This is a genomic window from Streptomyces sp. NL15-2K (genome assembly GCF_030551255.1).
Lineage (GTDB): Bacteria > Actinomycetota > Actinomycetes > Streptomycetales > Streptomycetaceae > Streptomyces.
Genome location: NZ_CP130630.1, coordinates 7,177,599 through 7,200,331, shown reverse-complemented (window position 1 = coordinate 7,200,331; position 22,733 = coordinate 7,177,599). Strand labels below are relative to the sequence as shown.

23 protein-coding genes and 2 pseudogenes are annotated in these 22,733 nt (G+C 70.2%); 9 read left to right on the top strand and 16 right to left on the bottom strand.

Annotated features, from left to right (window positions below; all coding sequences use genetic code 11):
• The first annotated feature begins 81 nt into the window (after positions 1–81).
• The gene (locus Q4V64_RS32620) at positions 82–1,002 is read left to right on the top strand and encodes a class I SAM-dependent methyltransferase (RefSeq protein ID WP_124439670.1); all 921 of its coding nucleotides are present in this window, start codon (positions 82–84) and stop codon (positions 1,000–1,002) included.
• A gap of 24 nt (positions 1,003–1,026) precedes the next feature.
• Here the strand turns inward: Q4V64_RS32620 and Q4V64_RS32615 are convergent, their stop codons facing one another.
• Positions 1,027–1,677 (bottom strand): TetR/AcrR family transcriptional regulator, encoded by a 651-nt coding sequence (locus Q4V64_RS32615; protein ID WP_124439671.1) that lies wholly within the window; start codon positions 1,675–1,677, stop codon positions 1,027–1,029.
• 73 nt (positions 1,678–1,750) lie between these two features.
• Between Q4V64_RS32615 and Q4V64_RS32610 the strand changes: the two genes are divergently transcribed.
• Positions 1,751–3,178 carry an FAD-dependent oxidoreductase gene (locus Q4V64_RS32610; RefSeq protein WP_124439672.1) on the top strand — a complete coding sequence of 476 codons (1,428 nt, stop codon included), beginning with the start codon at positions 1,751–1,753 and terminating at the stop codon, positions 3,176–3,178.
• Here the strand turns inward: Q4V64_RS32610 and Q4V64_RS55380 are convergent, their stop codons facing one another.
• The 4 genes and pseudogenes from Q4V64_RS55380 to Q4V64_RS32595 form a co-directional block, all read right to left on the bottom strand.
• Positions 3,179–3,412: a LysE family transporter gene (locus tag Q4V64_RS55380; RefSeq protein WP_253266914.1), complete on the bottom strand. Its 234-nt coding sequence runs from the start codon at positions 3,410–3,412 to the stop codon at positions 3,179–3,181.
• A pseudogene (locus tag Q4V64_RS55375) lies at positions 3,404–3,781 on the bottom strand (replication initiator); the annotation flags it as partial. The gene Q4V64_RS55380 and the pseudogene Q4V64_RS55375, both read right to left, overlap by 9 nt.
• Before the next feature lie 1,134 nt (positions 3,782–4,915).
• Positions 4,916–5,278 (bottom strand): hypothetical protein, encoded by a 363-nt coding sequence (locus Q4V64_RS32600; RefSeq protein WP_124439674.1) that lies wholly within the window; start codon positions 5,276–5,278, stop codon positions 4,916–4,918.
• Positions 5,275–6,525 carry a helix-turn-helix domain-containing protein gene (locus tag Q4V64_RS32595; protein ID WP_124439675.1) on the bottom strand — a complete coding sequence of 417 codons (1,251 nt, stop codon included), beginning with the start codon at positions 6,523–6,525 and terminating at the stop codon, positions 5,275–5,277. Before Q4V64_RS32595 ends, Q4V64_RS32600 begins: the two co-directional genes overlap by 4 nt.
• 163 nt (positions 6,526–6,688) lie before the next feature.
• Between Q4V64_RS32595 and Q4V64_RS32590 the strand changes: the two genes are divergently transcribed.
• The 3 genes from Q4V64_RS32590 to Q4V64_RS32580 all read left to right on the top strand — a co-directional run bounded on the left by Q4V64_RS32590 (position 6,689) and on the right by Q4V64_RS32580 (position 8,239).
• Complete coding sequence (locus tag Q4V64_RS32590; protein ID WP_124439676.1) at positions 6,689–7,066, top strand: hypothetical protein; 378 nt, start codon at positions 6,689–6,691, stop codon at positions 7,064–7,066.
• Positions 7,067–7,429: 363 nt separating this feature from the next.
• Positions 7,430–7,660 carry a DUF397 domain-containing protein gene (locus tag Q4V64_RS32585; RefSeq protein ID WP_124439677.1) on the top strand — a complete coding sequence of 77 codons (231 nt, stop codon included), beginning with the start codon at positions 7,430–7,432 and terminating at the stop codon, positions 7,658–7,660.
• A gap of 78 nt (positions 7,661–7,738) precedes the next feature.
• A complete protein-coding gene (locus Q4V64_RS32580) occupies positions 7,739–8,239 on the top strand; it encodes a hypothetical protein (RefSeq protein ID WP_124439678.1) in 501 nt (166 codons plus the stop codon).
• A gap of 269 nt (positions 8,240–8,508) precedes the next feature.
• Here Q4V64_RS32580 and leuE read toward each other — a convergent pair.
• The 3 genes and pseudogenes from leuE to Q4V64_RS32565 all read right to left on the bottom strand — a co-directional run.
• Positions 8,509–8,943 (bottom strand): annotated as a pseudogene (gene leuE / locus Q4V64_RS32575) (leucine efflux protein LeuE); the annotation flags it as partial.
• 45 nt (positions 8,944–8,988) lie between these two features.
• A complete protein-coding gene (locus Q4V64_RS32570) occupies positions 8,989–9,570 on the bottom strand; it encodes a Uma2 family endonuclease (protein WP_124439681.1) in 582 nt (193 codons plus the stop codon).
• 93 nt (positions 9,571–9,663) lie between these two features.
• Positions 9,664–11,244, bottom strand: a complete 1,581-nt coding sequence (locus Q4V64_RS32565) for a methylmalonyl-CoA mutase family protein (protein ID WP_124439682.1) — start codon at positions 11,242–11,244, stop codon at positions 9,664–9,666.
• A 250-nt stretch (positions 11,245–11,494) separates the two neighbouring features.
• On the opposite strand from Q4V64_RS32565, the gene Q4V64_RS32560 reads away from it, so the two are divergent.
• Complete coding sequence (locus Q4V64_RS32560) at positions 11,495–12,349, top strand: L,D-transpeptidase family protein (RefSeq protein ID WP_124439683.1); 855 nt, start codon at positions 11,495–11,497, stop codon at positions 12,347–12,349.
• A gap of 226 nt (positions 12,350–12,575) precedes the next feature.
• On the opposite strand, the gene Q4V64_RS32555 is transcribed toward Q4V64_RS32560, so the two are convergent.
• The 3 genes from Q4V64_RS32555 to Q4V64_RS32545 all read right to left on the bottom strand — a co-directional run bounded on the left by Q4V64_RS32555 (position 12,576) and on the right by Q4V64_RS32545 (position 15,696).
• Positions 12,576–13,736 carry a hypothetical protein gene (locus Q4V64_RS32555; protein WP_124439684.1) on the bottom strand — a complete coding sequence of 387 codons (1,161 nt, stop codon included), beginning with the start codon at positions 13,734–13,736 and terminating at the stop codon, positions 12,576–12,578.
• A complete protein-coding gene (locus tag Q4V64_RS32550; protein ID WP_124439685.1) occupies positions 13,736–14,398 on the bottom strand; it encodes an RNA polymerase sigma factor in 663 nt (220 codons plus the stop codon). The genes Q4V64_RS32555 and Q4V64_RS32550 overlap by 1 nt, the downstream gene beginning before the upstream one ends.
• 491 nt (positions 14,399–14,889) lie before the next feature.
• The gene (locus Q4V64_RS32545; RefSeq protein ID WP_253266909.1) at positions 14,890–15,696 is read right to left on the bottom strand and encodes a hypothetical protein; all 807 of its coding nucleotides are present in this window, start codon (positions 15,694–15,696) and stop codon (positions 14,890–14,892) included.
• 40 nt (positions 15,697–15,736) lie between these two features.
• Between Q4V64_RS32545 and Q4V64_RS32540 the strand changes: the two genes are divergently transcribed.
• On the top strand, positions 15,737–16,015 hold the full coding sequence (locus tag Q4V64_RS32540) for a hypothetical protein (protein ID WP_124439687.1): 279 nt from the start codon (positions 15,737–15,739) through the stop codon (positions 16,013–16,015).
• 28 nt (positions 16,016–16,043) lie between these two features.
• Here Q4V64_RS32540 and Q4V64_RS32535 read toward each other — a convergent pair whose 3' ends face one another.
• Together Q4V64_RS32535 and Q4V64_RS32530 are read right to left on the bottom strand one after the other, a co-directional pair.
• Positions 16,044–16,661, bottom strand: a complete 618-nt coding sequence (locus Q4V64_RS32535) for an RNA polymerase sigma factor (RefSeq protein ID WP_124439688.1) — start codon at positions 16,659–16,661, stop codon at positions 16,044–16,046.
• A gap of 115 nt (positions 16,662–16,776) precedes the next feature.
• Positions 16,777–17,214 (bottom strand): hypothetical protein, encoded by a 438-nt coding sequence (locus tag Q4V64_RS32530; protein ID WP_253266910.1) that lies wholly within the window; start codon positions 17,212–17,214, stop codon positions 16,777–16,779.
• 194 nt (positions 17,215–17,408) lie between these two features.
• Between Q4V64_RS32530 and Q4V64_RS32525 the strand changes: the two genes are divergently transcribed.
• Positions 17,409–20,126 carry an N-acetylmuramoyl-L-alanine amidase gene (locus tag Q4V64_RS32525; protein ID WP_124439689.1) on the top strand — a complete coding sequence of 906 codons (2,718 nt, stop codon included), beginning with the start codon at positions 17,409–17,411 and terminating at the stop codon, positions 20,124–20,126.
• Positions 20,127–20,230: 104 nt separating this feature from the next.
• On the opposite strand, the gene Q4V64_RS32520 is transcribed toward Q4V64_RS32525, so the two are convergent.
• The gene (locus tag Q4V64_RS32520; protein ID WP_124439690.1) at positions 20,231–20,629 is read right to left on the bottom strand and encodes a hypothetical protein; all 399 of its coding nucleotides are present in this window, start codon (positions 20,627–20,629) and stop codon (positions 20,231–20,233) included.
• Positions 20,630–20,795: 166 nt separating this feature from the next.
• Between Q4V64_RS32520 and Q4V64_RS32515 the strand changes: the two genes are divergently transcribed.
• The gene (locus tag Q4V64_RS32515; RefSeq protein WP_124439691.1) at positions 20,796–21,257 is read left to right on the top strand and encodes a DUF1877 family protein; all 462 of its coding nucleotides are present in this window, start codon (positions 20,796–20,798) and stop codon (positions 21,255–21,257) included.
• A 258-nt stretch (positions 21,258–21,515) separates the two neighbouring features.
• Here Q4V64_RS32515 and Q4V64_RS32510 read toward each other — a convergent pair whose 3' ends face one another.
• Together Q4V64_RS32510 and Q4V64_RS32505 are read right to left on the bottom strand one after the other, a co-directional pair.
• Positions 21,516–22,100, bottom strand: a complete 585-nt coding sequence (locus Q4V64_RS32510; protein WP_124439692.1) for a hypothetical protein — start codon at positions 22,098–22,100, stop codon at positions 21,516–21,518.
• Positions 22,101–22,178: 78 nt separating this feature from the next.
• Entirely contained in the window at positions 22,179–22,694 is a 516-nt protein-coding gene (locus Q4V64_RS32505) for a hypothetical protein (protein WP_124439693.1), read from the bottom strand.
• Positions 22,695–22,733: the final 39 nt, after the last annotated feature.

Sequence of the window (22,733 nt, the reverse complement as noted above, 5' to 3'; positions counted from 1 at the left end):
GGTTTGGACCGATCGAGCGTTGTTCATCAGACGTTCAGCCCGGTGACAGTTTGTGCCACGTAGAGCGAGCATGCTCGATGCATGGCCAACGCACAGCAGTCAACCACGCCCCCCGGCGAGCTCAAGGACGTCCCCGGCTGGTTCCCGCCGCTCGATCAGGTCCTGTTCACCTGGTTCCTCGAACGGCAGGAGGCAAACGGGTTCCAGGGCGACCTGCTGGAACTCGGCGCCTACATGGGCAAGAGCGCGATCCTCGCCGGGCACCACCTGAGGGACGGCGAGAAGTTCACGGTCTGCGACCTGTTCGGCGGCGAGGCACCCGACGGAGCCAACAAGGCCGAGACCGCGAAGTCGTACTCCTCGCTCACCCGGCAGGCCTTCGAGCGGAACTACCTCTCCTTCCACGACGAGCTGCCCACGGTGATCGAGGCCCCCACCTCCGTCATCTCCGACAAGGTCGACCCGAAGACCTGCCGCTTCGTCCACATCGACGCCTCGCACCTGTACGAGCACGTGTACGGCGACATCGGCGCGACCCGCGACATCCTGGTGCCCGACGGGATCGTCGTCCTCGACGACTTCCGCTCCGAGCACACCCCGGGCGTCTCCGTCGCCGTATGGGAGGCCGTGCTCAACCGCGGTCTGCGCCCGATCTGCCTCAGCACGCAGAAGCTGTACGGCACCTGGGGCGACCCCGAGCCGGTCCAGGAGGAGCTGCTGGCCATGCTCAGGGAGCGCACGGACGTCGGTCTGAGCGTGCAGGAAGCGGCGGGGCACCGGCTGGTCCGGGCCCGGGCCCAGGGGATGAAGCAGCCGCCGTTCCCGCGCTCGAAGCACTACGTCGAGCCCGTCCCGCAGCCGGCGAAGGCCGCCCCGGCATCGGCACCGAAGCCCCGGCCGGCGTCGGGGCCCCGCCGTCCCCTCGCCCGGCGCATCGCCGTCGACCTGCTGCCGCCGGTGGTGACGCGGGCCGTGCGACGGGCTCGTACGAGCCGGGCGTAGGGGCGAGAGGGGGGCGGTACGGCCTCAGCCGACCCCGTACCGCGCCTCGATCCCCGCGATCAGCAGCGCCAGCCCCTCCTCGAAGTGCCGTTCGTAGTCCTCGAAGATCTCCGCGCCCGCCTGAGCCGACAAGGGAAAGTCGGCCATCAGGCGGGCGCGTTCCTGTAGGTCGTAGCCTTCGCGGCGTTCGCCGGGCAGGGGCTGGACGGACTGTTCCTCGGTGACGAAGCCGAGGGTGTACAGGTACGTCGTCGAGGTCGCGCGGACCGCCTGGGCGAGGGTGAGGCCGGCGGCCGTGAAGAGGCGGAGGTTGTCCTCCATCTGTTCCGCGTGTTCCATGCCGGTGAAGCGTGAGCCACTGAAGACCTTCGCGCCGTCGCGGTAGGCGAGCAGTGCCGCGCGCAGTCCGCGGTTGGACTTCAGCAGCCGCTCCTGCCAGGTGTCGTCGGGGTCGAGCGGGGTCCCGCCGATCATCCGGCGGTACATCTCCGTCGCCATCTCGTCGAGCAGCGCCTGCTTGTCCTTGAAGTGCCAGTACAGGGCGGGTGCCTTGACGTCCAGCTCCTTGGCGATGGCGCGCAGGGTCAGGCCCTCGAGACCGACCTCGTTCAGGAGCCGCAGGGCGGTGTCGGCGACCCGCTTGCGGTCCAGGGGCGCTCGGCGTTCCGTATTCATGCTTGACAGCTTAACGACGTTAAGGGCACTGTCATCACAGTGGCACTTAACGGCGTTAAGGGGGAGCTGGCGTATGAGGGCTCAGGTGGACGTACTGATCGTGGGCGCGGGGCCGACCGGCCTCGCCCTCGGGATCGACCTCGCCCGGCGGGGAGTGGACGCGCTGGTCGTGGAGCGGGCCGGCGGGCTGTTCCCCGGTTCGCGCGGCAAGGGCATCCAGCCGCGCACGATGGAGGTGTTCGACGACCTCGGGGTGCTCGACGCGATCCTCGCCGCCGGGGAATCCAGCCCCGTCGGGATGATCTGGCAGGACGGGCGGCGGATGGGCGAGCACCGGATGTTCGACCCGGCGGAGACGGCCGAGGACTCGCCGTACACCGGGCCGTGGATGGTGCCGCAGTGGCGCACTCAGGAGATCCTGTTCACGCGGCTGGAGGAGCTGGGCGGGGCGGTCGCCTTCGGGCGGGACGTCGTCGGGCTCCGGCGGGACGGGGACGGGGTGACGGCACACTTCGCGACCGGCCCGGATGTCCGCGCCCGGTACGCGGTCGCCGCCGACGGCGGCCGCTCGGCCGTACGACGGGCCGTCGGCATCGGCATGACGGGCGAGACCGTGGACCCGAACCCGATGCTGGTGGCGGATGTGCGGATCAGCGGCCTGGACCGTGACAACTGGCACATCTTCCCGCCGGGCGGACCGGACGGGGAGAGCGAGGGCTTCCTGGCGATCTGCCCGCTGGCGGGCACGGAGGACTTCCAGGCGGTCGCCCAGTTCCCGGCGGGGACCTCGGTGGATCTCTCCCTCGACGGCATCCGCAAGGTCGTCGCCGCCCGCTCCCACCTCGCCCCCGATGACGTCACGGAGGTGCGCTGGGCCTCGGACTTCCGTCCCCGGGCGGCCCTGGCGGACCGCTTCCGTGCGGGCCGGGTCTTCCTCGCCGGGGACGCGGCGCACGTCCACTCGCCCGCCGGGGGCCAGGGCCTCAACACCAGCGTCCAGGACGCCTACAACCTGGGCTGGAAGCTGGGCGCGGTACTGCGGGACGGGGCGGACCCGGCCCTGCTGGACACCTACGAGGAGGAACGGCGCCGCGTCGCGGCGGACATGCTCGGCCTGTCGACGAGCGTGCACCGCGGCGAGGTGCGGCGCGGGGAGGCGACGGCGCAACTGGGCCTGGGCTACCGGGACTCGACGCTCACGGCCGAGACCCGGACGGCCCCCGGCCCCCTCCACGCGGGCGACCGGGCCCCCGACGGCACGCTGGACGGCGTACGGCTCTTCGACGCGTTCCGGGGGCCGCACTGGACGCTCGTCGCGGTGGGTACGGAGGCGCCCGAGGATCACCTGCCGGGGTGCGTGCACGTCGTCCATGGGGAGGCGCAACAGGCGTACGGGACCGGGCTGTTCCTCGTACGGCCGGACGGTTACGTCGGCTGGGCCGGTGACTCGGCGTCCGGGCAGCTCGGCAACTACCTCATGCGGCTCGGTCCGCGCCGGTGACTACGCGTTGGACAGGGACAGCTTCACCGCGAACCCGAGGAACAGCGCACCCGCCGCCGAGGTCGCCCCGGCCGACAGGCGCCTACGGCGACGGAAGGCGGTGGCCAGCTTCGTGCCGCTGAATATGAGCGCGGTGAGGTACAGGAAGCTGGCCAGCTGGGCGAAGGCGCCGAGGACGACGAAGGAGAGGGCGGGGTAGGCGTACCCCGGGAGCCCGTCGCGTACGCGGTGCACCGGACCGAATGACGGAGCGGTCAGGGTGACGAAGAGGCGGGGGCGGTCCCGCACCGCAGCGGGGACGTTCTTGCCGCCGGACAGGCCCGCCCGGATCAGCTGGAAGGTGTCGCCCGCGTGCAGGTAGGCGCACGGCTCGCAGACCGAGGCACGGCGGTTGCGGCAGCGCACGGCCAACCGCTCACCGGGCTCTCCAGCGGTCGAGTAGGAGGAGATCACCTCGCCCGTGACGGCATCGCGGGTGAGGGTGGAGCCGGACAGGTAGACCGGATGGGCACAACCCCCGATTGCCTGTATCTGCTCCAGCCAGCGTGGGAACAGGGGATCGTTTGCAAGGCGGATGATGTCCCGATCGGTATCGGACAGCATCCGCAGACGCTTTTCACGCTCCAGGTCAGCGGAGCGGGCATGCGAAGTGGTCACCTCATGCGAGGTGTTGAACACAGGGCACCTCCAAAACGGACGGACAGGGAGGAGCGCGAGCCGAGGCGCAGGTATGGGTCATGGCTGAAATCTCCTTGGCTGTGGCTTGGCTGAGCTTGAATTGATGAAGTGTCAGATCTGGAGCTGAGAGCGTGTCGAGGCAGCGTGGGAGAGAACGAAGGCAGAGCAGGCAGAAGAAGACTGAAAGCGTGATGTCTGTTGAAGAAAGTCTGTGTCTATGCCTGAGAATCGCTGAAATATGGCTCGTCGCTCGAACCTCCATGATCGCATGGGGCGCCCGGGAAACGCGAACGAATTACGGCCGCAGGCAGAGCACTTGGCGCGCAGCCGAAGAGCCTCCCGTGTAGCCGTATCGGGTTGCCGGGGGAGCCTGGCATCAGCCGGTTGCGCCCCGGACCATGAGCCCACCGGAGACGGGAGCGGGCAGCGGCGTGGGGCAGGTGTCGGAATCTGTCTTCACTTCCTCCAGGCGCGCCTTCGGCGCGCCGCCGGGGCGGCTTGCCGCACCCCGGCCCGGCATGCGGCCTTCGGCCGGTCCGGTCCGGGGCGCCGCCGCCCCGGCGCACACCAGGCGACCTGAGAGCGCGAGCCAGCTCCTCACAGCCCACTTTGCCCGCCCCGCCCCCGTGGACTCATGACCCGTGACTCACGCCCTCCAGACGCCCACGGCACCGATCCGGCCCACGGTGTTCACCGGCCAGCACCAGGCCCGCGACGGCCACGCGTGCTCACCCATGTGCCCCCAGAACAGGCCACACCGCGCAAACCCTCTGTGGCTGGGGCCGATGGCCTCCGAGGATTTTAGGCAGCCACCATGGGGCGAGCCTCGAAGAACAGGGGGCCGATCGGGCTATTGCGGGCAGGTCCCAAAGACTGCCCGATCCGCTGGCGAGCGTAAGGCCCCCTGTTCACTCGCCCCATGGCAGCTCCAGCCCAAAATCCTCTACGGCCGGCGGCGTGCCAAGAACTGCGCCACTACCAGGGCGAATGGCAGCCCCGCCGAGGCCTTTTCAAATCCGACTCACAGCTGGGTTGTTTGCGACCACGAATCGGTAGGCGTTAATTTAGACTGTTCTCAATGGCCTCGAAGATGCCCGAGTCGGTTTCCTTCTGCCAGTCCGGCAGGTCGGGCCAATCGGCTACGTACCCCGGCTTCGGGTCATTGAAGTGCTTGAACATCTGCGCCGTCCAACACGTCGCGACGAACCGTCCCTTCTGCTCGCGCGACAGGCGGGAGGCATGCCCGGCGCTCAGTTTGAGGAAATGGCGAACCTGCTCATACACGGCGCCCGCAGCCTCACGCTCCCATTCAGGCGTCTCTTCCCACGGAGTTACATAGCTCGGCTTGGGCTCACCAGGGAAGTGCTTCCGCACTCCAGCGATCCACGCCTCGCGAAAGACTCGCGCGCCCTCGGTCGTCATGCCATCCCCTCTCGTGATGCCGTTAGGCTGCCGATCTCGGCCTTCAACTCGGTGATACACCGGTCGCGCCCCAAGGTGCCCAGCTCGGAAGTCAGGGAATGGAGTCTACGGGCGACGTAGCCGGACCCGGAGGCCCGCGCCAGCCGCAGGGCTTCGAGCCCGTACTGCATGACCTGCTCCAAGTCTTTCCGCTTGGCGCCGATCGCGGCCAGGTCGACAAGTACCGCGCCCCGACGTCGGAAAGAGTGGCCAGCGGCCAGAGGGGCGACCGTCAGCGCATCCTTCAACGAGGTCTCGGCCAGGCCGAGTCGGTTGAGTTGCAGGTACCGGGCGCCTCGCTCCTCCGCCAAGCGCGAGCCATCGAAGCGCAGCCATCCGCCGTTCGACACCTGGCCGCTCAGGCTGGCCACCTTCTCGGCCTCGTCCAAAGCCTCCTCGCAGGCGTCGAAGTCGCCGAGCCAGGCGAACGCCTCAGCCTGCACGGCTGCGGCCCAGTGCTTGGTCGCAAGGCTGCTGTCTCCACGCAGGGCGACACGGCGCGCGGCCCCAAGTGTGTCCGCAGCACGCTTGTAACGGCGCTCGGAGAGGTCTACGTAGGCGCTCCGGATGAGGGCGCACGCCCAAAGGTCGTAGGCGCCAGCCTCCTTGCTCGCGCTGGCCGCAAGCGAGTACGAGGCGGCGGCTTCGTGGTACCGGTTGGCGTCGAAGGCCAGCTCGCCCGCCAGCTGGAATAGGTCGCCAGCCGCGAAGCAGAGCGTCCCTGTCTGGGCCCGCCCATCGCGCAGCGCATCGTTCAAGGCAGTGAGCTGAGACTGCACTACCGGGTACACCGAGTGTTTGGCGCGGGCGAGTTGGTAGACCTGCCACAGATGGCCGTTCATGCGCCCGAAGTCGTCACCGCTGTCCTCCAGGGCCTCCGCCTCGCCCGCAGGTATGGCAGCGAGCGCACCGGACACCGCCATGAGCCGCAGAAACTCGCGTCGGATCATCTCGTCTGGGTCCCCTGGGCTGTGGTGGGCACTCGACGCTGACCGTACGGGCTTCGGCTGTACCTCGGCTGAAGTAAGCAACGCATCGAGTTCGTCAAGGTCCATCTGTAACACCTCGGCGACCTTGGGCCGCTGAGGAGGCTGGGGCTTGGATTTGCCCGTCTCCCATCGGCCTACTGTGCGCCGGTCGACGCCTACCGCGAAGGCAAACCCTTCTTGGGTGAGGCCCCGAGCCCTACGCCTGTCGGCGATGCTCATGCAGGCCCCCTTCCCGGGATCTTGCCGTGCCCAACCATGCCGCCTGTCCCATGTCCCAGAGATGTCCCAACACTGGCCCATGAACGCCGTGGTCCGCACGCCTTTCGCGCGGAACTCTGGTCTCCATCCGGTGAAACCGCCGTCAGTCAGCGAGGGACACGCCGTGAAGACCGAGACGAGCAGATTCGAAGTGACAGTGTCGACCGAGGACGGCGTACCGATCGACGTCGAGCTGATCCAGGACAGCACCGACGCCGCCCTCTCGGCGAGGCTCGGCACCTCGACCCGCGCCGACATCGACGCCAAGACACCGGCCTTGATCGGGCACCTGCAATTGCTCCTCGGTGAGGAACTGGGCGCCGACGACGACGAGCTGGTCATGCAGCAATTCCGCAAGGCGTACTCGCTGCTCGACCTGAAGAACCGCCCCAGCGCGGAGGCCCCGACCTTCACGGCCTACTTCTTCATGCGCGAGGTCGCCGACCTGACGCGCCGACTGCTGTGGATCTACACCCAGAGGAGCGGGACGGGTGCAGCGTGAGCCCCAAGGCGCAGCAGGTGATTTACGTGATCGCCCTGCTCGGACTCATGGCCGCTCTCGCGGTCGGAATCCTCGCCGGGCCAGAGGGAAGCACAAGCGTCCGCTCGGCTGGCGCCAGTGGCTTCTCCAAGGGCTCCTGATCGCAGCGTCCGTGTCGATCATGGCGGCCTACTGGCAACTGACCACCTGAACATCCGTCCCCGAGGTGACTCCCCGGTCGTTCCCCCACGGCCACACCGCTCGGGGGCGGAGCCAAGCGCCCACCCCGGCCAGGAACAGGAAGGCCGGGCCGGGGTGGGTCGGCAAGTGCACTACGGCGCGGAGACCGCATCTCCGCAACGTTGCACCAGGAAGGACTACCCGATGAACGGCAACCTCTACGCCCTGTCAGCAGACGGCGTCGAGACGACGAACTTCTGCGGAGGCCCCTGCACCGAGGGCTGCGTCGACTTCGCCGCGATCCCCGGCGCCGCCGACTCGTACGTGGTCCGCGTCTCCAAGCCCGAGGGCGCCGACAAGGAGCTGCGGTTCACCGCAGCCGAGCTCGACGACTTCGCCCTCGGCTGGGTGAAGAACCGCGGCCTCACCGCCTGACCCTGCTACACCTCTCATCCCCGGCGGGTCGTCCTACGCGCATCAGGGCGGCCCGCCCTCCCCTCTTGGAAGGCGCGCATGAGCTGGACAGGACACTTCCACGGCTACGGCCCGTGGATCGGATCGCCCGACAGCTACCACCGGGAAGGCGACCGGCGGCCTCCGCATCCTGACCCCCCTGCTCCTCCCGCCTCGGACGAGGACAAGGTGGCCATCCGCATCCTTCAGCGGTACCGCGAAGTGATGGCCGAGTTCCCGACCTCGAACCTGCCGCCCATGATGTCCGGGCACTGGCTGATGAAGCGGAACCAGGCGGCCCATGAGCGCACCTGGACGGACGCCACAGCGGCTCTCGACTGGATGGTCAAGCACTTTCTTGACAACCCCCCGGTGCAGCGCGAGGACGGGCGTCAGGCGTACGCGAGCCTGGACACGAGACGCGAATACGTGCTGGATGTCCTGCCGGTCGGCGTGGACGTGAGCTGGGTGTACTACAACCGGCCGGGCAATATCGTCTCGCTCAACCTGGTGTGCTGCCCGAACCGTCACCACCCCGACCTCACGTGCCCGCTCGCGTAACGTAGGACGGCCCCGCGCATAAAGCGGGCCGGTATCACCCTCTGAGCACCGTCACGGTGATCGGCTGCCGCTTCCGCCTACTCGGCCTACTGCCCAGAGCCGCGAACGGGGTGACGGCAGGCTCCTGGGGCTCCTTCTGGAGCCTCTCAGGCAAGCCCAGGGCTCCTAGCGCCCGCTGCTGCTCCTGGGGGCTCATAAGGGCGAACAGGGCCACAGCGTGGTGCACGTCAGACAAGGCAAACTCCCTGGTCAGAGCGTTCCGATTCTGCAACTTTCCGCACGAAGAAGGCGACGCAGAACAGGATCGCCTTGGGGTTGAAGAGGCTGATGACCAGGGCTCGGCGGTAGGGGCGCTCGTCGGTGGCGACGGCTGTGCTGTCGTCGGCGGACCGCTCTCGCCGGGTCCGCCACATCGCCCACGCGGCCCGCAGCATTCCTATCGCCAGCCAGGTCAGATACCCGGCACCGGCGTACTTCACGATGCCGAACAGCACGGCGTTGGCCTGGAGGAGGGAGGCGACTCCAGCGGCCGAGAGTGTCATCAACACGGTGTCCCCGCACCAGACGCCGGCCGCGGCGGTGTATCCGGCCCGGACTCCTCGGCGGGCGGCCACGGAGATGACGTACAGGGAGTTGGGGCCGGGCAGCAGGACGATCAGGACGAGCCCTGCGAGGTAGGTGGGTAGATCGATGACGCCGAGCATGGAATGGAGTGTCGCATGCGGGTACGACACTCCGACTCTGGATTTTCAGTCGTCGCCGTCGAGGAGGGTGTCGACGGAGAGGTCGAGACTGACGCCGACGGACTCCGGGACAGGGACGGTCTGGCCTCGGTTGTAGCGCAGGGGGGTGGGGTATTTGCCGTCGGCCGGGTCCCGGTAGACGACGACCTCGTCGTGTTTGCGGTCGGCGATGAGGTAGACGGGGATGCCAGCCTGGGCGTAGCACTCGACCTTGGGGCCGAGATCGTCAGACCAGTTCGACGACGTCACTTCGACGACCATGCGGAAGACGTTCGGCGCGTAGCAATTCTTCTGGACGTGAGCGTCCCGGAAATCCTCGTCCACAACCGAGAAGTCCGGCACTGCGAAGTCGTCGGGCAGCGACGGCAGCCAAAGGCCAATGCCCTGGACGTACCTAAGCCCAGCCTTCCGGGCTCCGGCTCCCCCGAATTCTTCGACCAGCCAGGTCAATGACAGAGCATGCGAACCGTCCGGCGGCGGTGTCACGATGAGCCTCCCCTGGAGAATCTCCACGCGGCGGCCAGGCAGTGCACGGGCAAGCAGGTCAGCGGCCTCGCCCACGGTCATTTCCTGCTGCAGTACGGCCATGGCGTCCTCCTTTTCGGGGCCCACTCTGCTACGAGCGTAGCCGGAGGCGTGCGGATTCAACCCGTGATCACTCATACGGAGTAACCGCCCAGCTCAGAACGCATGCGCCGGGACATACGTCCCCCAAACCCCCCGCAGCGCATTGCACACCTCGCCCACAGTCGCCCGGGCCTTCAGCGCGTCCTTCATCGGGTAGAGGACGTTGTCCTCGCCCTCAGCGGCCTTCTTCAGGGCCGCCAGCGCCGAGTCCACCGCCCCCTGATCCCGCTCCGCCCGCAGCTTCGCCAGCCGTTCCGCCTGCTGGGCCTCGATGGCCGGGTCCACGCGGAGCGGCTCGTACGGCTCCTCCTCGTCCAGCTGGTAGCGGTTGACGCCGACCACGACCCGCTCACCGGAGTCGGTCTCCAGCGCGATGCGGTACGCGGACCGCTCGATCTCGGACTTCTGGAAGCCGTGCTCGATCGCGTTGACCGCGCCGCCCAGCTCCTCCACCTTCGCCATCAGCTCGATGGTCGCCGCCTCGACGTCGTCGGTCATCTTCTCGATGACGTAGGAGCCGGCGAAGGGGTCGACCGTGGCCGTCACGTCCGTCTCGTAGGCCAGCACCTGCTGGGTACGCAGGGCCAGCCGCGCGCTCTTGTCCGTCGGCAGGGCGATCGCCTCGTCGAAGGAGTTGGTGTGCAGGGACTGCGTACCGCCCAGCACCGCCGCCAGGCCCTGGACCGCGACCCGGACCAGGTTCACCTCCGGCTGCTGGGCCGTCAGCTGCACGCCGGCCGTCTGCGTGTGGAACCGCAGCATCAGCGACTTGGGGTTCTTCGCGCCGAACTCCTCCTTCATCACCCTCGCCCAGATCCGGCGGGCGGCGCGGAATTTCGCCACCTCTTCCAGGAGCGTCGTACGGGCGACGAAGAAGAAGGAAAGGCGGGGTGCGAAGTCGTCGACGTCCATGCCGGCCGCGACCGCCGTCCGCACGTACTCGATGCCGTCCGCCAGCGTGAACGCGATCTCCTGCGCCGGGGACGCGCCCGCCTCCGCCATGTGGTAGCCGGAGATCGAGATCGTGTTCCACTTCGGGATCTCGGCCTTGCAGTACTTGAAGATGTCGGCGATGAGGCGGAGGGACGGCTTCGGCGGGAAGATGTACGTCCCGCGCGCGATGTACTCCTTCAGCACGTCGTTCTGGATCGTGCCGGTGAGCTTGTCGGCGCTCACGCCCTGCTCTTCCGCCACCAGTTGGTAGAGGAGCAGCAGCAGAGCCGCCGGGGCGTTGATCGTCATCGACGTCGACACCTTGTCCAGCGGGATCCCGCCGAACAGCACCCGCATGTCGTCGATGGAGTCGATGGCGACGCCCACCTTGCCGACCTCGCCGCTCGCGATCGGGGCGTCGGAGTCGTGGCCCATCTGGGTGGGCAGGTCGAAGGCGACCGACAGGCCCATGGTGCCGTTGGCGATCAGCTGCTTGTAGCGGGCGTTGGACTCCGTCGCCGTACCGAAGCCGGCGTACTGGCGCATCGTCCACGGGCGGCCGGTGTACATCGACGGATAGACACCACGGGTGAAGGGGTACGAGCCCGGCTCGCCCAGCTTCTCGGCCGGGTCCCAGCCCTCCAGAGCATCCGGCCCGTAGACCGGCTCGATGGGCAGCCCGGACTCCGACTCGCGCGACATGGTGTGTGCCTCCCGCTGAAGCAGTTACTCGCCGGCTACGCCAGCTACCGGCTGGTACGGCCCGACCCTTCGACGGACTGTAGCGGTGGGCGTGCACCCGGTGGAGGGAAGCACGCTGGGACCTTGCTCACAGGCCTGTTGCGGTCCCGGTCACAACAATGCCGCGCCGTTCACGAGCCGTCATTCCAGGGGAACATCTCAAGGGCGTCAATCAGTGAGACGGCGGGGGGCCGTAATGCGTACAACGGGCATGGGGAGATCGTTCGCCGCGCTGCTGGTCCTGGTGACCGTGGGCGGCTGCACCGTGCAGGCCGGGGACGGGGACGGGGACGGGGACGGGGACGGGAAGCAGCGCTCGCCGGTCCGCATCGAGCTGCCGAGCAGCGAGCCGCCCGCAACTGCGGACGACAACAAGGGCGACAGTGACAAAAAGGGCAAAAACAAGCCCGGCGCCGCCACGAAAGCGCCCCCGCCCGCCGTCCTGTGGTCCCGGGGCGACTCCGGCCGGGACGTCCGCGAGCTCCAGGCCCGGCTGCGGCAGGTCGCCTGGCTGTTCGACGGGCCGACGGGGACGTACGACGACCTGACCGAGCAGGCGGTCAAGGGCTTCCAGGGCAAGCGCGGGCTGCCGCGGACGGGCGAGACCGACACCGTGACCTGGCAGCGGCTGCTGCGGATGACGCACGAGCCGGGCAAGTGGGACCTGTATCTGATGGGCGGGCAGCCGGCCGCCGCGCCGGACCCGCGCTGTCTGACCGGCCGCGTGCTGTGCATCGACAAGACGAGCCGGACCCTGCGCTGGATGATCGACGGCCGGACGGTGTCCACGATGGCGGTCCGCTTCGGCTCGCAGTACACCCCCACGCGCGAGGGCGTGTTCAGCGTCTACTGGAAGTCCCGCCACCATGTGTCGACGCTCTACGACTCACCGATGCCGTACGCGATGTTCTTCAGCGGCGGCCAGGCCGTGCACTACTCCTCCGACTTCGCGGCCCGCGGCTACGCGGGCGCCTCGCACGGCTGCGTGAACGTACGGGACGAGAGGGCGATCGCGGAGCTGTACGCGCAGGTGAGGGACGGCGACAAGGTCGTCGTGTACTGGTGACGCCGGCTTCGTGAGACCGGCAGGGGATTTGGGGCGCGGGCGGGACCGGGGGAACGTGTCCCGCCCGCGCCAAGGTGCACGAGCCGTAGGTACGGGGGGAACCCCCGGCTCCGTGCGACGGCCGATGACCAGTCGGCTCACTCATTACTGCGCTCCGGCGGCCGAAAACGTCACACCCGCGGCGAAAAAACTTCGACGAGTTGAGTGCGGGCGGGAAAGCCGCAGGTCAGAGCGCGCTGTACGGCGGCGCGGGCGCCGGGCCGGGCGCGGTCATCGCCCGCTTCGGGTGGTGGGGCGCGGCAGCCGGCGGGGTGTAGTCGTCGCCGTCGCCCTCCCCTTCGCCGCCGTTGCGGCCGTTTCCGTCGCCGCCGCCGAAGTGCGGGTGGCCGCCGACGTCGCCCTTGGCCTTGCCGTCGTCCCCCCGGTCTCCTTTGTCGCCCTCGTTGTCCTTGTTGCCCTTGTCGCCTTTGTTGCCCTTGCCGCCTTTGTTGCCCTTGCCGCCTTTGTTGCCCTTGCCGCTGCTCTTGGTGTCGTCGTCCGCGGAGCCGGAGCGCGCCAGCACGCCCTTGCAGTACTTCGACACCCGCGAGGAGCCGCCCGCCGCGCTCTCCAAGGTGCGCCTGCGGTCGGCGGTGAGGTCCTCTCCGTCACGCACGGCCCGGCAGGCCGAGGGCGCTCCGCTCCACGGGCGGCCCTCGTTGCGACCCTTCCCGGGGCCGGTGCCGTCGTCCGGTGCGGAGCCGCCGCGGGCCGTGTCGCGTGAGGAGTCCTGCCCGGAGCCCTGCCCGGAGCCCTGGCCGGAGCCCTGCCCGGAGCCCTGGCCGGAGGAGGAGCCGCCGTCGGCGCCGCCGGGCGAGGGCTCGCTCCGCGGGGCCTGCGGCGACGGGGAGACGAACGGCCGCTCAGGTGTCACGGCCACCGAGACCGAGGCGGCGGGTTCCGGTTCCGCATCGCCGAAAGGCGTCGGCAGCGCTCCGGTTCCGGCCGCGACGGCCACCCCGCCGACCATGCCGAGGGCCAGCGCGGCGGCCAGCCCGAAGCGCACGGCACGGGCGCGGAGGGGGCGCAAGGGGTCCTGGTCCGGGCCGCCGACGCGGACGAGACCGGTGTCCGAGGAGCGGCCGCGGGTGCGGTCGCCGAGGGCGGCCCGCTCGTCGGCCCGCTCGCCGCCGCGCTCCGCGCGTGCGGTGCGGAAGGCGGCCAACGCGGCGGCCTCACCGGGGAGTTCCGCGCTGGTCGGCAGGGGTTCCACGGACAGCGCGTCCAGCGTCTTGGCGAGCCGTTCGGCCTGATCGTGGGCCGCCGCGTCGACGGCTTCGAGGGGCTCTCCGCGCAGCAGACGCTCCGCCGTATCGCGGTCCAGCCACCTGTACTGCTCGTCGGCCATCACATGTCCTTCTGCGTCCGCGCACGCATGTGCGTCACACTGGCGGACGTCACCGCGGGGTCGCGCGGTTCTCGCTGGGGCGGCATCGCGCCGAGGGCGCCGGCCGATTCCGGATCGCCCTCCAACAGTTCGGCGAGCCGTTTCAGACCGCGGTGCGCGGCCGTCCGTACGGCACCCGGGCGCTTGCCGAGCGTCTCGGCGGCGGTCTTGGCGTCGAGGCCGACGACCACGCGCAGGACGACGGCCTCGGCCTGGTCCTGCGGCAGCCGGGCGATCAGGGAGAGCGTGGTGTCGGTGGCCAGGGCCTCGATGGCCTCGCCGGCGGTGTCGGACTCGGCGGGCCGGCCGGTCAGCTCGGTCTCGTCGCCGCCGATCGCGGGGCGGCGGCCGCGCATGCGAATGTGGTCCAGGGCGCGGTTGCGGGCTATGCGGGCGGCCCAGCCGCGGAAGCGGTCCGCGTCGCCGCTGAACCGCTCCAGGTCGCGGGCGATCTGCAGCCAGGCCTCGGACGTGACGTCCTCGGCGTCGGGGTCGCCGACCAGCGTCCGTACGTATCCGAGCAGCCGTGGATGCACGGTGCGGTACACAGTCCGGAACGCGGTCTCGTCCCCGTCCTGTGCCGCGAGCACCGCGGCCGTCAGCTCCGCGTCGTCCCCCAGCACGTGTTGGTCCTCAATACCTGGTCGAGTCGATGGTCGCGGCTTCGAGCCGTCGATGATTGCGGTGATTGCGGTGATCATTCAACTTCCACGCCCCGGCGCGAAAGGCACGTTACGACCTGAAACCGCTGCTCGTCCATGTCCGTACAAGATGCAACTACCTTGTGATCCGGCGGGTGGCTCGGGGGGTGTGACAGAAAACGCACCCAAGGCGCTGTAGAGAGTACGGGCCGCCGCGCGGCCCGTGCCGCGCGACGGCCGGGGCCTCTCCTGTGGGGGGTGGCGGCCCCGGCCGTTGCCGCGGCGGAGCGTGTGGGGCCACCGTGCCCGGCCGACGTTACGGCTTCTCGTGTCACGGTTTCCGCCTTACGGCGTCTCGTCTTGCGCTTCTTGTCTTACGGCTTCCGGGCTTCTTGTCTTACGGCTTCCGGGCTTCTTGTCTTACGGCTTCCCGGCTTCTCGTAGTACGGCTTCCCGGCGTGCCGCTCCTTGAGCTACGGCTTCGTCCCCTGAGCCTTGCCGGTCTGTCCCTGGCCGTTGTCGGCACCGCTTCCGGTGCCGCCGTTGCCCGTGCTGTCGCCACCGGCGCCGTCGGCGTCACCGGTGCCGTCGTTGCCCGCGTCACCCGCGCTGCCGGCGCTGCCCGCGTTCGCGCTGCCGTTCTCCACGCTGCCGGTGCCACCGCCCGAGATGCCCGGCGTGCCGTTCCTGCCCGGGCTGGGCTTGCTGTCGGCCGTCGCCCGCTTCAGTTGCTCGGCGCAGTAGGCATTGACGTTCGCCTCGCTGCCCGCGGCCGTGACGAGCTGCCGCCAGGCCGACGCGTCGAGCGCCTTGCCGCGGTCCTTGACCTGCTCGTAGGCACGGCAGTGCGCCTCGGTGTCCTGGGCGGTGGTCGGGCGGTCGGCGGGAGCGGAGGAGGAGGGGGAGTTCGAGGCGGAGGGCGCGGCGCTCGGCCGGTCCGACGCGCCCGTCGACGAGCCGGGGCGGCCAGGGCCGTCCTCCGAGCCGTGCGTGGACGAACTGCCCGAGCCGATCGCGGCGAACGCGACACCGCCCAGCGTGAGGCTGGCGAGGAACACCGAGAGCGTGGCCTTCAGCGAGCGGGGCATGCGCTGCTCGCGGGGCCGCCAGTCGTCCCGGCGCCGAGTACGCGCCCCGTGCCGCCCCGCGTCCCGAGCGTCCCGAAAGGCGGCCACGGCCCGCCGCTCGCCCTCACCGCCGACCTCGCCCCTGCGCATCGCGGCCGCGAGCAGGGCCTCCAGCGCGGCGGTGTCGCTGTGGGCGGGCTCATGCCAGGCCACGGCGTCACCGGGGCGCACGCGTCGACGGCTGGGGACCCCGTTGCCGCTCTGCCGCTCACCCATACCGTGTCCGTCCCTGTCCGACCTGTACTCGCTGCTCGACCCGCCGCGCCCGATCGACGCGGCCGGTCTGTCCTGTCTGCTCGACTCGCCGCGCCCACTCGACGCGGCCGGCCATTCCTGTCTGCTCGACCCGCCCCGCCCACTCGACGCGGCCGGCGCTTCCTGCCCGTCCGGCCCGCCCCGCCCGATCGACGCGGTCGGCCGGTCCGGCCTGCTCGACCCGCCCCGCCCTGTCGGCGCGGCCGGTCCGTCCTGACGCTTCGGCGCCCTGTCGGCGTCGTCCGTCATGTCGACTCCCCCAGCGTCCGGGGCGTCTCATCCGTCACACCCTCGGTGCCCAGCTGGCGTGCCAGACGTTTCAGACCCCGGTACGCGGCCGTGCGGACCGCGCCGGGGCGCTTGCCGAGGACGCGGGCGGCGGCGGGGCCGTCGAGGCCCACGACCACCCGCAGCAGCACGGCCTCCGCCTGGTCGCGCGGCAGCCCGCGGACCAGTTCCAGCGCGTACTCCGTGGAGAGTGACTCCAGCGCCTGGTCGTGCGTGCTGTGCGGGCCGGGCAGGTCCAGCACGTCCTGCTCGAGCGCCGACGACCGGGGCCGTACCTTCTGCCGGCGCAGATGGTCCAGTGCCCGGTGCCGGGCGATCGTCGCGCTCCAGCCGCGGAACCCGGCGCCGTCGCCCTTGAACCGCCCGAGGTCGCGGGAGATCTCCAGCCAGGCGTCGGACGCCACGTCCTCCGCGTCGTCGCCGACGAGCCCGCGCAGGTACCCGAGCAACCCGGGCTGCACCAGCCGGTAGGCGACCGCGAAGGCGGCCTCGTCACCTTCCTGGGCCCGCGCCACGGCCGCGCCCAGTTCCCCGTCGTACACCTGCACGCGGCGGGGTTCGCCTCCCTGGCCCAAGAACTGTCCTCGTCCGTACGGAGTCTGGGGCGGATCCACAGCGTGCGGCACCGCCGCCTCTGTCCCCGCCCCCACGATGATCAGCGCCGAATCCCTCAAAAGTGTCACAGTCCGCTCAGGCCGCCCTCCGTGCCCGGCCGTGCAGGGTGAGGTAGAAGGTGCGGAGCGACTCCTCGGGCCCGCCCGTGTCGAAGCGGTTGTGGACCTTGCCGAGGGGGTTCCACGCCCGCCCGTCCGGCATCCGCACCCCGACCGGCTGGCCGAAATAGGCCCGCTGCTCGGCGTCGAAGTCCAGCCACACCGCTCCTGCCCGGCGGACCAGCACCTCACCGACGTACGCACCGAGCCCGAACAACGTCTCCCGCACCCGTTCCCGCTCGCCGCCGCCCTTGCGCAGCCCGTCGATCAGGAAGTCGACGACGCGCAGGCTGGCCACGGAGTAGTCCAGGGGTAGCCGGTTCCGGGTGGTGAGGCGGGTGACGAAGGCCGTCGCGTACGGACGCATCTCGACCGCGCACGGCACGCGGTCGGCCCCCTTGTTGATGAGATCCATGCAACTTCCAGCGGATTCCGCCTCAGAAACATCACAGGTCACACCTTTGGATCACCTTTGGATCACCTTTGGATCATCGCCTCCGGCTCACCAGGTCCACACCACCGGTGACATTTGGCCACGTCTGTGCGCTGTGCGAGTGCCACCTGTGTGACAGGTGGTGTGTTGGTGACCATTTTTCTAGGGGTGGGGTAGTGAGTCCTCGCAGTACCCGTGCGTACAGACCGCTCAGTCTCAAGAGACGGGCCTGGCTGACCATCGGAGCGGTCGTCCTGAGCGGGGCGGGTGTCGTCACTTACGCGATGGCCGATCCGTCGGCGCCGTCGGACGGCAGAGCCCAGGGACGCAAGCCGTCCGTCCACACGGTGAAGCTCAAGAACCAGAGCGGGGGCCGCAAGAGCCTGCCCAAGCAGGACACGGACCGGTTCAGCGCCCTCCTCGTGACCTGGGACGACCCCGAGGCGAAGGCCAAGGGCACGCCCGAGGTGCGCACCCGGTATCTGACGACCGGCAAGTGGTCGGGCTGGCAGAAGCTCGAGGTCGAGGCGTCCCAGGCCGACGGCGCCGAGGCCGAGCGGGCGGCCCTGCGCGGCGGTACCGAATCGATGTGGACCGGTGACGCCGACGGCGTCGAGGTACGCCTCGTGAACACGGACGGCACCGAGGCGAACGGCCAGCCGGCCGGCATGGACGTCAAGCTGCTGGACCCGGGCACGGACCCGAAGGGCTCGCCGTCCGTGGGCGCCCTGGAACCGGCCGCGTTCACGGCGGAGACCACGGCGCCCGCAGAAACGCCGACGACGACCGACGCCCCGACAGCGACCGACACACCCACGGCGACCGACACCCCCACCCAGTCGCCCAGCGACACCCCCACCGCGTCCCCCAGCGACACGGCCTCCACATCCGCCTCTCCCTCCGCCTCCGCCTCCCCCTCCGTATCGACCTCCCCGTCCCCCACCCCCACCGTCCCCGCCCCCCGGCCCTCCACGGTCGTCAAGCCGCCGGTCATCACCCAGGCCGGGTGGGGCGCCTCCACGGACTACGACGGCACACCGGAGTACGGCACCGAGATCAAGGCCGCCGTCATCCACCACACCGGCATGGACAGCGACAACAAGCTCTCCTGCGCCGAGTCCCGGGAACGGATGCGCTCCATCCAGCAGGGGCACTTCGCCCGCGGCTACTACGACATCGGCTACAACTTCGTCGTCGACAGGTGCGGCCAGATCTTCGAGGGCCGCAGCGGCGGCATGGACCTGCCGGTGATCGGCGCCCACGACGCCGGCTTCAACACCAACACGCTCGGCATCTCGTACATCGGCAACTACGAGTCGGCCCAGCCGAGCAAGATCGCGCTCGACGCGATCGCCCGGATCATCGCCTGGAAGTTCGGGATGTACGGCATCGACCCGACCGGCAAGGTCACGCTGACGTCCGGCTCGGAACAGGGGTACAGCGGCAACAAGATCCCGCTGGGCCAGCAGGTCACCCTGCCGCGAGTCTTCGGCCACCGGGACACCAACGCCACCGCCTGCCCCGGCAAGAACCTCTACCCGAAGCTGTCGCGGATCGCCTCCCTCGCCAAGACCCCGGGCATCTCGCACGCCCTGGCCACCTCCGACTACAACCGGGACGGCGTGACCGACCTGGTCGCGGGCGTGCCGAAGGCGAACACGGTCAAGGTCATCCCGGGCAGCGTCGACGGCCCGGTCACCGCCGCGAAGGTCTCGCTCACCCAGAACAGCACCGGCGTCCCCGACTCGACCGAGACCGGCGACAACTTCGGCTCCTCCACCGCCTGGGGCGACGTCAACGGCGACGGCTACGCCGACCTCGCGATCGGCTCCCCCGGCGAGGACGACACCAGTGGCAACGCCGACCGCGGCCAGGTCTCGGTGATGTACGGCCCGGCGCTCAACACCGGTTTCTCCTACACCACCACCGGGGTCACGGCGGCCGGCGCCAAGCTCGGCTCCACCGTCACCGTCGGCGACTTCAACGGCGACGGCAAGGCGGACGTGTTCGCGGCCGGCACCGGCAAGGGCGGCAACTACAACGTCCGGCTGAGCAGCGGCAAGTACACGTACGGCACGCTCACCTCCGCCACCGGCTCCGTCGCCTACCTGGACGCCGCGACCGGCGACTTCAACCGGGACGGCTACGCGGACGTCGCCCTCAACTACCGCGACACCGGCGGCATCGGCCGCGTCGTCCGCTTCGCGGGCTCGGCGACCGGACTGACCAAGGTGGGGGTCATCTCCGTCAGGGGCGGCCGCTCGATCGCCGCCGGTGACGTCAACGGCAACGGCTACGACGACATCGTCATCGGCCAGCCGGTCACGTCCGAGTCGGGCGGCAAGTCGGGCGGCCAGATCACCATGGTCCCCGGCACGTCCACCGGCTTCACCACCACCGGCATGACGACGATCCACCAGGACACGGCGTACGTCCCGGGCGGCAACGAGTCCGGCGACGCCTTCGGCACCTCGGTCTCGGTCGGCGACTACAACGCCGACGGCTACGCGGACGCCCTGTCCGGCGCCCCCGGAGAGGACCTCACCCGCGACGGCGTCAACCGCTCCAACGCGGGCAACGCGATCCTCGTCAAGGGCACGGCGTCCGGCCTGACCGGCACCGGCTCGATCGGCATCTCACAGGACACGGCCGGCATCCCCGGCTCCACCGAGAGCGGCGATCTGTTCGGCTCGTCGGTGTCGCTGTCGGACCTCTCCGGCTACGGCCGCGCCGACCTCACCTTCGGCGCCGACGGCGAGGACGGCACGGACGGCATCGTGCTGCACCTGCCGAGCAACAGCACGGGCCTCGGCTACGCCGAATCCGTCATCTTCAGCAAGACCACGCTGGGCACGCCGACGGACGGCCGTCTGGGCCAGACGCTGACGCCGTAAGCAGGCCTAGGTCTGGCCTAGGTCTGGCCTAGGTCTGGCCTAGGTCTGGCCTAGGTCTGGCCTTGGTCTGGCCTCGGTCTGGCCTAGGTCCTGTCTGACAAGCCCTATGTCCGGGACGCGGCCGCGTTGGTCGCGTCCCGGCACAGCAACCGCAGCGACCCGTCCCCGGTGAAGCACCGGCGGGCCTCGTCGATCGGGTCCCACAGCCGTCCGTCGGGGGTGCGGACCCAGTGGTCGCCGCCGCCCGCCCACCACTCGGCACCGGTCTGCCGGACGATCACCTCACCGGCGTACGCCCCGAGGCCGCGCAACACCGTCTCGACGGCCGGGTACGGCGTCCCCTCCCCCCGTATCCCGTCGATCATCCGGTCGACGCGCCACAGGCTCTGCGCCGAGTAGTCGAGGCGCAGCCGCGCTCCCTCGCGGAGGGTCGCCACCGCGTCCGCCGCCCACCGCACCGGCTTCGTCGCAGCTGAGGGCCTGGTTTCCTGATGTGCCGTCACACCCGGAAGAGCGTCGCGGCGCGGCGATCCGTCACGCGGATCCGGCGGGTGCCCGCAACCGGTGCAGGACCGCCCCACCTCCACCGCAGGGCGGTCACAGGACTCTTTCAGGAGCGAGGTTTACGCGGGAGTGATGATTCGCCCCTCCCGCGCGCTCCTCTCTGCGATGAGCATGTACTTCCATCTCCGCGCGGTCCCGCCCTCGACCCTGCGCACCGAGGCGACCTGGCTGCGACAGCTGTTCGAGGACGACTGGGACACCGTGCGCGAGCGGATCGGCCGGCACCGCGAGGAGGTGCTGGACAAGGGCTACCTCGACCACGAGCTCCTCTACACCGGCACCGACGTGGTCCTGGGCGGCCGCCCGGCGTACTCTCCCGAGCCCGACACCCCGCCGTTCCTGCTGCTGACCGTGGCGGAGACGGCCCAGGTCGCCGCGTTCCTCACGTCGGCGGACTTCGAGGCGCTGTGGCGGGCCGCCCGCGCCGAACTGCTCCCGAGATACGGCGGGCCGGAGTGGGAGACGCAAGCCCGAGCCTTCTTCGCGGCCGCGCACCGCGACCTGACCGCGTTCTACACGCAGACCGCGCGGTACGGGGACACGGTGGTGAAGTGGCTGGTGCGGTGAGGTGCCGGGTGGGCTCTGCGACGCTTAGGGCCCTTCTGATGGATCTCCGCGGCGTCGCGACGCCCGGCACGCTCCCCCACTGCCCTAAAGGCGTGGGAGGTGCCCCCACTCGCCGCACCGCGCGAAAGCCCACGTAGCTCCTCCCCCACGCTCGGCTTCGCTCGCGCGGGGGGACCCCCATCGAGGTCTTCCACGCGGCACGCCGAGAGCACGCATCGAACGCCGCTCCTTCTCCCACGGAGATCCATCAGAAGGGCCCTAGCCCCGTCGCCGAGTGCGCCGCGACACCACCGCGCGCAGGATCCGCCGCCCCTCCGTCGACACCTCCAGCGCCGGGCGCAGGCCGGCCGCGCCGTGACCGGCGAGGAGTTCCAGGACGGTGACCTGGCGGCGCAGTTCGGCGGCGACGAGGGGCGACATGCCCTCCGTACGGCCCTCGCGGCGGGCGTCGGCCAAGGACTCCCCGGCCTCGTCGGAGGCGCCCTCGAGGAGCCGGTGGATCCGCAGCGCGGCGACGGAGCAGGCGTCGGCCCACACCCGTACCTCGGCCGGGGACCGCTTGGCGGGGGCGGCGTCGAGCATCCGGCGTGCCAGCAGCGCGGCCTCGTCCGTGACGGGTGCCTGCGGCCCGAGGTCGAAGGTCCCCGCGTAACCGAGCTTGCCGCGCACCTGCTCCAGAAGCTCGTCCCAGTCACCGTCACCGCCGTCGGCGAGGTCCGTCCACAGCGGCCGCAAGGCCTCGTCGTCGGCCCCCAGCAAGGGCAGGCACCGATCCAGACAAGCCAGCCCGCTGGCGGCCAGTCCGCGCTCGTCGGCCTGAGCGATCAGCTCCACCAGGCTCATCCCCACGACTCCCTCGCCAGGCGGCCTTCCCTTACGGAACCCGCACTTCCCCTTACTGCGCGCGACGGCCCCGGAGTGTCACAGGGGAACCACACCCAGCCGGTCGAGCAGCCGGAAGAAGTGGTTTTCGGCCAACTGGTCCGTCGCGGGGCCGGTGTCGGCGGTGAGCACGTCGAGCAGCGGCTCTTCCTCCACCGTGTGCCCGGCCTCGGCGGCCCAGTGGACGGCCCGCTCGGCGGCATCCGAGGGCTGGAGGAAGTAGTCCTCCAGGGTCAGCCCCTCGTTTTCGGCCACGAGGTACCTGGCCATCGCGGCCCGCCCCAGGCAGGTCGTCCACGCCCCGCTCCGAGGCGCCGCCGCCTCCACGACGACCGAGGCGCTGTCCATGACGTATCCGAAGAGCGCGGGCGCCCCGGTCTCCCGCGCGAGGGCGTTCATGTTCCCGACGTCGCCGTCACCGCTCGGGTACTCCCACACCTGCCATCCACCAGGCGCCGACGTCCGCAGGGTCATGCCCTCGACGCCGGCTAACGCCTTCGACTCCGCGAGCGGCCGCTCACCACGGCCCACGACGAAGTACCCCCAGTAACCCATGTCCCGGTTCCCCCCGGCTGTTCGTTACGACTCGGCCCG